Genomic DNA, 6,227 nt, shown 5'->3' on the forward strand with positions numbered 1-6,227 from the left:
GTCGAGATGAGGTCGCCCTCGGGCTCGAGGTGGAGCATCCGGATGTCGCTGCCGTCGTCGATGAACATGCGACGACCCTAGCGTCGAGCGCCCGGTCGCGCACCGGGTACTCCCGCCGGGCCGCCGGGCGCGCCGGCCACCACGCCGCGCCGGCCACCGCGTCGCGCGTCAGCCGGCGTCGAGGCAGGTGACCTGATTGATCCAGCCGTACCCGTAGTCGTCGTGCCCGAAGACCACGACGGTCGCGTCACCGGCGGCCACGTCGTGCTTCTCCACGATCTCGGTGGAATCGGGCGCGATGGCGCTCGCGTCGTTCGAGAAGCCGAGCTGCACTTGCAGGGCCTCGCAGTCGGCCTCGGTGAAGAGGGCCGCCTGCCAGCAGCCCTGCTCGTACTCGCTCGGGCATTCGTCGAGGTACCGGCCATCGGCGTAGAACTCGATCGCCGCGGGGAACGCGAAGTAGGTCTCGTCGGCCTCCATCCGTTCGACGCCGGGCTCGTCGTCGTCGGCGTTCTCGGACTCGAGCGCGCGTGACGCTGATTCTCCCGCCTCGCCGACCAGTCGCAGCGCGCCGAGCGTGCCGAGCGTGATCAGCGCGAGCAGCGCGACGACGCCCACCGCGATCGCGGCGATCGCCCAGCCGGGAAGTCGCCGCCGCTGGGCCGGGACGGCGGCCGGGGCTCCCAGTTGCGCGTGCAGCGTCGCGCGGGCCTGCTGCAGGGTCGTCGCCCATTCCTCGGCCTGCGCGCGCCCCACGGGATCGGGGTAGAGCGACGGATGCCGCGCCGCGGACTCGCCCGCGAAGGCGCGTTCGACGAGCTCGGGGGTGAGTGGGGAATCAGGGGAGATGCGCAGCACCTGCCGCGCCGTGAGAGCGTCCACAGCGTGATCGTATGGCCTGCGGACGTCAGTCGTGCAGGATCGCCTGGAACAGGTCGTGGTCCTGCCAGCGGCCGGCGATCTGCAGGTAGCGGGGTGCGAATCCGATGCGCTCGAATCCGTTGCGCTCGAGCACGCGCTGCGAGGCGGCGTTGTGCGGCAGCGTCACCGCCTGCACCCGGTGCAGGCCGAGCTCGTCACGCGACACCCGGAGGACCTCGCGCACCGCCGACGTGGCGAGCCCCCGGCCGTTGCTCGCGCCGTCCACCCAGTACCCGAGGTGCGCGCTCTGGAACGGGCCGCGGATGATCCCCGAGATCGTGAACCGACCGATGATGCGCCCGGTCGACCGCTCCTCGAGCGCCAGCGGCAGGGACGCCCCGGCGACGGCGCTCGCGAGCTGCGCATCGAGGTCGGCGGCCTGCCCCTCCTCGGTGAAGAACGCGTCGTCGCGCACCGGCTCCCACGGGGTGAGGTGCTCCCGGTTGCGGTCGTACGCGGCGGCGAGGGCGGCCGCATCGCCGGCGTCGAGGAGGCGGAGCGCGACGTCGTCGGCGATCGGGACGGGACGGATCATCCTCCGATCCTACGAAGCCTGCCCGCCGGTCGGGTGACGATGTCGCCGGTCGGTGAGACGATGGGCTGGTGCCTGAGCTTCCCGAGGTGGACGCGCTCGTGGGCTTCCTCCGCGAGCGCGCGGTGGGTCATGCCGTCGCCGGGGCGACCGTCGCGGCGATCTCGGCGCTGAAGACGTTCGATCCGCCGCTGCAGCAGCTCACCGGGGCGACGATCGTGGCCGCGAGCAGGCACGGCAAGTTCGTCGACCTCGCGGTGGGCGACCTGCACCTCGTGTTCCACCTGGCCCGCGCCGGGTGGCTGCGGTGGTACGACGAGCTCCCCAAGACCGTCATCCGGCCGGGCAAGTCGCCCATCGCGCTGCGCGTCCGCCTCGACGACGGCGCGGGATTCGACCTGACCGAGGCGGGCACGAAGAAGTCGCTGGCGGTCTACGTCGTTCGCGACCCGGCCGAGGTGCCCGGCATCGCCCGGCTCGGCCCCGATCCGACGGCGCCCGACTTCACGCTCGACGACTTCGCGGGCATCCTCGCCGGCCGTCGCACCCAGATCAAGGGGCTGCTGCGCGACCAGTCGGTGTTCGCCGGGGTCGGCAACGCCTACTCCGACGAGATCCTGCACAACGCGCGCATGTCACCGTACGCGCTCGCCGCCAAGTTGAAGCCCGACGAGGTCGACCGCCTCTACCACGCGCTGCGCGACACGCTCTCCGATGCGATCGCGGCCGCGGCGGGGCGGCCTCCCGAGCAGCTCAAGGACTCCAAGCGCACCCGCATGCAGGTGCACGGCCGCACGGGCGAGGCGTGCCCCGTGTGCGGCGACATCGTGCGCGAGGTCATCTTCGCGGACTCGACCTTCCAGTACTGCCCGACCTGCCAGACGGGCGGCAAGCCGCTCGCCGATCGCGTGCTCTCCCGCCTGCTCAAGTGACCCGGCTGCGCAGCGTCCGGCCGTGATGTCGGATGCCGCTGCCAGACTCGTCGCGATGACCGACGCACTCCACACCGAACGCCTCCTGCTCACGCCGCTCACCCTCGACCACCTCGACGACTACCACCGGGTCTACAGCGACCCACGCACCTGGCAGCACCTGCCGACCGGCCGGCACACGAGTCGTGGGCAGTCGGCGCAGGCGATCGAGCGCTCGATGCAGAGCGTCCGCACCTCGGGGTTCGGGCATTGCGCGGTCGTGCTCCGTGCGCCCGTCGGCACGCTCGGTCCGGGCTCGTTCGTCGGGTCGGCGGGCGCGTCGATGATGCCGTTCGGCGCCTGGAACCTCGGCTACCGGCTGGCGCCCGAGGCGTGGGGGCACGGCATCGCGGGCGAGGCGGCGGCGCTCTCGCTGCGTGCTGCTCGCCGGGCGCAGCCCGATGCCGCGGTGACCGCCCGCGTGCTCGCGAACAACCCCGCGTCGGTGCGCGTGCTCGAACGACTCGGGCTCGAGCTCGCCTGGCAGGGCGCGTCGAGCGATGCGCCGAGGGGTGCCGACGACACCACGCATCTCGAACGGCTGGTCTTCACCGACCGGCCCGTCGACGACGACACCCTCCAGGCGGTCATCGCACTGGGCTGACGCCACGCGCGTGCGAACGGGCGGCCGGCGGATCGGCCCGCCGCCCGCCCGTTCAGGCGTTGGTCGTCAGATGCGACGACCGGTCTCGGTGTCCCGGCGAGCGGCGGCGTCCGCGGCGGCCGTGCGCTCGTCGGTGGTCGTCGTTCGATCGTCGACGACCCGATCGTCGCGCACGGCGGCGTCATCGGCAGCGACGGCCGTTCGGTCGTCTGCCGCGACCGTCGTGCGGTCGGTGCCGGCAGCCGTCGTGCGGTCGGCGGCGACCGGGGCGGTCGTGGCCGCTCCGTCGCGCTCGCGGCGGTCGTCCGCGGCCGTCGCGTCCCGGTCGGACGAGACGTCGGGGTCGACCTCGTCGGCCTTGCGCAGGCGCTCCTCGGCCTCGGTCCGCAGCTGCTGGGCGTCCGACTCGTGCGCCTCGCGCTCACGCGACAGGCGCTCGGCCTCGAGCTGCGCCTGCATGGCGTTCGCCTCCGCCTGCTTGGCGGCAGCGTCGGCACGCGCGGCGTCCGCCTCGCGCTCGCGCCGCGCGACGTCCGACTCGTACGCGTTCTGCCGCAGCTCGGCCGCCTTCTTCCGCTCCGCCTCCAGATGGGCTTCACGCCGTCGCCGGCTCGTCATCAGCACCGCGACCACGATGATCGCGATGACGACGATGACGCCGACGATGATCCAGATGATGGTGCTGGTGTCCACAGGGAACCGCCTCCTCGAATCGGGTCGGCCCCAGCCAATCCATCGTGACGATGGTCCGCAATGCCTTGCGCTTCGGCATCGAGTGCGGGATCATCCCGCCGCGCGCGCGACCTCCGTGACATTCGCAAACCGGGGCTGACCTGCGAGAACTCCCTCGACCAGTCGCTCGAGCGTGGCGAGTCCGTCGGGTGAGGTGACCGATTCCAGGTGCCCTTGCACGGAGGCCACGCGCGGCGCACGGAGGGCGTGCACCACCCCGCTCGCGGCATCCGAGGCCACCTCGAGGCCCAGCCGCGGCGTCGTGGAGCCCGCGGGTGCGAGGGCTGCGAACGTGTTGTAGAACCCGATCGCGGCCGTCTCGCCGAAGACGTCGACCTCGAGCTGCACGCCCTGGCGCGGTGACGGCAACGGCGCGATCGGCAGCCCGGCGAGATCGGCGAGCACCTGGTGGCTCAGGCACACCGCCAGCATGGGCCGCCCGGACGCCAGTCGCGCCGAGATGAGTGCCCGAAGCCGTTGCAGGCGAGGATCGCCGGCGTCGCGCGGGTCGCCGGGGCCTGGGCCGAACACCACGAGGTCCTCGGATGCCTCGGCGGGCGCCTCATGCCACGGCACGACCCGCGCATCCACCCCCAGGTGCCGCAGCTGGTGGGCCAGCATCGTGGTGAAGTCGTCGCCGGCGTCGATGACGATGGCGCTCGCGGCGCGGGTCGGCGCCGGGGCCTGCGGGGTCCGCCAGAAGGCGGCGAGCCGGTCGTTGCGGGCGTCGAGCAGCGTGCCGAGGCGGTCGTCGTCGAGGGTGCGCCTCGGTGCGGCCACGCGAGGCAGTGCGCCGAGCGCGGTGAGCACACCGGCCGCCTTCGCGCGGGTCTCGGCGACCTCGCCGGCGGGATCGGAGTGCCGCACGAGCGTCGCCCCCACGGGCACGCGGACCCGGCCCGTCCCGTCGAGGTACGCGGTGCGGATGAGGATGGGCGCGTCGAGGTCGTGGCCGCCGCGGCGCGGGGTGAAGCGGGCGAGCACGCCGCCGTAGTAGCCGCGGGGCGTCGGCTCGTGGCGGGCGATGACCGCGCAGGCGTTGCCCATCGGCGAACCGGTGACGGTCGGGGCGAACATCGTGAGCCGCAGCACCTCTCGGGGGTCGAGCGTCGAGCKCCCCTCGAGCAGGTACTCGGTGTGGGTGAGGCGCGACATCCGCTTCAGGAAGGGACCGCGGATGCGGCCGCCGTCGGGGCACACCGCGCTCATCATCTTGAGTTCCTCGTCGACGACCATCACGAGCTCCTCGCGCTCCTTGACGTCGTCGAGGAAGGCGAGGAGGGCGTCGTCGTCGGGACCGCCGTCGGCGGTGCCGTCGCCGGCGTGCCGGAACGTGCCGCTGATGGGATTCATCGAGACGAGCCCGTCGATCGACGACACATGGCGCTCGGGCGTCGCGCCCGCCGCCGCGAGTCCGGGCGTGCTGATCGCGAAGGTCCAGTAGGCGCCGCGCTCGTGCTCCAGGAGCTGCCGAAGCCAGCCGAGCACCGCGGTCGCCGGCGCGGCATCCGTCGACCCGGTGAAGTCGCGCCGGATGACGAAGTTCGCGCCCTCGCCGCGCCCGATCTCGTCGTCGATGACGCGGCGCACCACCTCGGCGTAGTCGTCGTCGCTCACGTCGACCGCCAGGTCGGCGACGACCACCGGATGCCGCGGCAGCAGCTCGATGGCCTCGTCGACGGCGACCGCCTCCCGTTCCCGCACGACGAGGCATCGGATCAACGTGTCGTCGTCGTGGGCGGCGTACCCGCGTTCGCGCACCTGGCGGAAGGGCACGAGCGCCAGCACCTCCGCGTCGCCGAGCGGGATGTCGACGAGGCGATGCACGTCGACGACCTCGCCGACGAGCACGTCGAGGGTCGGTTCGTGCTCCCGCCGGATGACGGCGAAGGGAGGCGCCTCAGCGGCGGACGCGGCGAGGAGCGAGGAAAGCAGGCGAGTCATGTCGGTCTCCGGTCGGGCCCTCGGCCGGAGCATCCCGCTGCACACGCGAAACGACCGCCCTCGGGCGGTCGTCGTACGTCGAAACGCAGGGAGTCCGCCTAGGAGGCGGGCCACCAGGTGCGGATCGACGCGGTCATGTCGAGCACTCTAGGTCATGCCGCCGCTCGGCGCACCTGATCGGCGACGACAGTACGATGCGGTGGTGCCTGCAGAACCGGACCCCGCCCTCGTGGCCCGACTGCGCGCGGCGGGGTGCGTCTTCGCCGAGGACGAGGCCGCCCTGCTCACCGAGGCCGTCGGCGGACGACCCGATGCCCCGGCCGAGCTCGAGCGCCTCGTCGCCCGCCGGGTGGCGGGGGAGCCGCTCGAGCAGCTGCTCGGCTGGGCCGAGTTCGCCGGCCGCCGCGTCCTCCTCGAGCCCGGCGTGTTCGTGCCGCGGCGGCGTACGGAGGTGCTCGCGGGGGAGGCCGCCCGCCTCGCGCTGGCGGTGCACGAGCACGGGCGCACGCCGGTGGTCGTCGAC

At 73.1% G+C, this 6,227-nt stretch carries 8 protein-coding genes; 4 read left to right on the forward strand and 4 right to left on the reverse strand.

Features of this window, described 5'->3' with window-relative positions:
* On the forward strand, nt 1–191 hold a 191-nt coding region (locus AC1DY2_RS13410; RefSeq protein WP_476762884.1), incomplete at its 5' end, for a hypothetical protein.
* Here the strand turns inward: AC1DY2_RS13410 and AC1DY2_RS13415 are convergent.
* Nucleotides 169–882 (reverse strand): hypothetical protein, encoded by a 714-nt coding sequence (locus AC1DY2_RS13415; protein ID WP_476762885.1) that lies wholly within the window; start codon nt 880–882, stop codon nt 169–171. The two genes, AC1DY2_RS13410 and AC1DY2_RS13415, sit on opposite strands and share 23 nt — an antisense overlap.
* 25 nt (nt 883–907) lie before the next feature.
* On the reverse strand, nt 908–1,456 hold the full coding sequence (locus AC1DY2_RS13420) for a GNAT family N-acetyltransferase (RefSeq protein WP_476762886.1): 549 nt from the start codon (nt 1,454–1,456) through the stop codon (nt 908–910).
* A 68-nt stretch (nt 1,457–1,524) separates the two neighbouring features.
* Between AC1DY2_RS13420 and AC1DY2_RS13425 the strand changes: the two genes are divergently transcribed.
* Nucleotides 1,525–2,385: an Fpg/Nei family DNA glycosylase gene (locus AC1DY2_RS13425; protein ID WP_476762887.1), complete on the forward strand. Its 861-nt coding sequence runs from the start codon at nt 1,525–1,527 to the stop codon at nt 2,383–2,385.
* A 55-nt stretch (nt 2,386–2,440) separates the two neighbouring features.
* Nucleotides 2,441–3,028: a GNAT family N-acetyltransferase gene (locus AC1DY2_RS13430; protein ID WP_476762888.1), complete on the forward strand. Its 588-nt coding sequence runs from the start codon at nt 2,441–2,443 to the stop codon at nt 3,026–3,028.
* Nucleotides 3,029–3,094: 66 nt separating this feature from the next.
* Here AC1DY2_RS13430 and AC1DY2_RS13435 read toward each other — a convergent pair whose 3' ends face one another.
* A complete protein-coding gene (locus AC1DY2_RS13435) occupies nt 3,095–3,721 on the reverse strand; it encodes a hypothetical protein (protein WP_476762889.1) in 627 nt (208 codons plus the stop codon).
* 90 nt (nt 3,722–3,811) lie between these two features.
* The gene (locus AC1DY2_RS13440; RefSeq protein ID WP_476762890.1) at nt 3,812–5,704 is read right to left on the reverse strand and encodes an anthranilate synthase family protein; all 1,893 of its coding nucleotides are present in this window, start codon (nt 5,702–5,704) and stop codon (nt 3,812–3,814) included.
* Nucleotides 5,705–5,858: 154 nt separating this feature from the next.
* Here AC1DY2_RS13440 and AC1DY2_RS13445 point away from each other — a divergent pair.
* Nucleotides 5,859–6,227, forward strand: a 369-nt coding sequence (locus tag AC1DY2_RS13445; RefSeq protein WP_476762891.1) for a class I SAM-dependent methyltransferase, incomplete at its 3' end; no start/stop codon positions are given.

Source organism: Agromyces sp. P1_H4, from assembly GCF_056405255.1.